Below are 2,345 nucleotides of genomic sequence, written 5' to 3' on the forward strand. Positions count from 1 at the left end.
CCCCCTGGCCGGTCACCGACCACCCCCGCACCGCTGCCGTCTCCTCCTTCGGCATCAGCGGCACCAACGCCCACCTGATCGTCCAACAAGCTCCCGACCCAGCACTCTCCCCCACACCGTTATCGGCCAGCACACTCCCGCTGCCAGTGTGGCCGATCTCGGCGCGCACCCCGGCAGCCCTGGCCGCCTACGCCGACCGGCTCCACCAGCAGTTGATCGACCATCCCGATCTGGATCTGATCGATGTCGCCTACAGCCTGGCTACCACCCGCACCCACCACCCGTATCGCGCGGCCATCACCGCACCAGCAGCCGAGGATGTCCGCGCGCAGTTGCTGGTCGGGCTGGAGGCACTGCGCGACGGCCGGCCCCACCCTCACCTGGCCCAGCATCATCTGACCCATCAGGGCGCCAAGATCGTGTTCGTCTTGCCCGGTCAAGGGGCCCAACACCCCGGCATGGGTGCCCAGCTGTATGCCCAGCACGACGCGTTCGCCGACACCTTCGACGAGGTCTCCGCCGCCTTTGACGCCCACCTCGAAATCCCGCTGCGTGACGTCATTTTCGCCGAGCCGGATTCGGCCTCCGCAGGGCTGCTGACCCAGACCGCCTACGCCCAACCCGCCCTGTTCGCCTACGGCGTCGCCATGCACGCCGTCCTCGCCGACGCCGGCATCACACCCGACATCCTGATGGGCCACTCCATCGGCGAACTGACCGCCGCCCATTTGGCCGGCGTGCTCTCCCTCGAGGATGCCGCGATTTTGGTCAGCGCCCGCGGTCGACTCATGCAAGCCTGCGCCCCCGGAGCCATGCTCGCCATCCAAGCCACCCCAGAGGACATCATGGGCCCACTCGCCGGCTACCCCAACACCGCCTTTGCCGCGATCAACAGCCCCACCTCGATCGTGATCGCCGGCCCCTTCGAAGACATCGACCAACTCCGCGAACACTGCAGCACCCACGGCTACAAGACCACCCCGCTGACGGTCAGCCATGCTTTCCACTCGCCGGCCATGGATCCGGCGCTGGCTGAATTCGAGGCCATCGCCGCCAGCCTGACTTTCTACGCGCCCGGGCTGCCGGTCGTCTCCAACCTCACCGGGCAGCTGGCCACGCCCGACCAACTCACCTCGCCCGACTACTGGACCCAACACCTGCGCCACACGGTGCGATTCGCCGACAGCGTCGCCGGATTGTTGGCCGCCGACGCCCACACCTTCGTCGAGTTATCCCCCCACCCCGTACTGGCACCCGCCATCACCGACACCAGCGCCGGCACCGGGACAGTGATCACCACCGCCCACCGAGACCGACCCAACCTTGACACCCTCACTGCCGCCCTGGCCCACCTGCACACCCACGGTCACAGCCCCAATTGGCCTACCCTGTTGCCCCACGCGCGCACCACTGCGCTGCCCACCTACCCGTTCCAACACCGCCGCTATTGGCTTCCCCCCGCCACGCACACCGACGTCAGCACCGCTGGCCTACATCGACCCAACCACCCCCTCCTAGGAGCAGTCACCCCGCTGGCTGACCCGGACCAGGTGATGGTGTTGACCGGGCGGCTGTCGTCCGCCACTCACTCCTGGCTGGCGGCGCACCGCGTCAACGACACGGCAATACTGCCGGCGACCGGGTTCGTCGACCTGTTGCTCTACGCCGGCGAGCAGGCCGCTTGCGCCACCGTCGACGAACTCGTCCTGCACGCCCCTCTGACGCTGTCTGACCCCGTGCCCGTCGATCTGCAGATAACGGTTCAACCTGTCGACGACACCCAGCGACGGCAATTCACCGTGCACAGCAGTACCGCCGACGACAGCCGCTCGGGTACCTGGGTCCTCAACGCGACGGGCGCCTTTAGCGCCACCACTGCGGCCGCCCCCCCGTCGATGACGACACCGCTGGTGGAGGCGATCAACTCGGCTGGCTTTTACGACCAACTGGCAACCGAGTGCCTGCAGTATCACCCTCCGTTCCAGGGTGTGGTCGGCATCGGTCACGACTCGGCCGATCCCGACACTGTCTACGCGGAGATCGCCCTGCCGCCCGACACCGACGTTGGCGGCTACAGTGTGCATCCTGCGCTGCTCGACGCCGCCCTGCATCCGCTGAGCACGCTCGAAGGCGGCGATGACGAGCCGGCCGGGGCGCGGTTGCCGTTCGCGCTGGCCGGCATCACCCTGTATGCCACCGGGGCCACCCGCCTGTACGTGCGCCTGAACCGCACCAGCGCCGACACCTACACCCTGCACGCCGCCGACCCAACCGGCGCCCCGGTTATCAGCATTGCCGCCCTGACGCTGCGTGCGCTGCCCGAAACGATCCCCCCCACCACACCC

The 2,345-nt window shown here is 68.2% G+C and carries 1 protein-coding gene; it reads left to right on the forward strand.

Features of this window, described 5'->3' with window-relative positions; genetic code table 11:
- The coding region (locus MSIMFI_RS27035) for an acyltransferase domain-containing protein (protein WP_191499993.1) at nucleotides 1–2,345 on the forward strand (2,345 nt) is incomplete at both ends.

Origin of the sequence: Mycobacterium simulans (assembly GCF_900232995.1) — a bacterium.
Taxonomy (GTDB): domain Bacteria; phylum Actinomycetota; class Actinomycetes; order Mycobacteriales; family Mycobacteriaceae; genus Mycobacterium; species Mycobacterium simulans.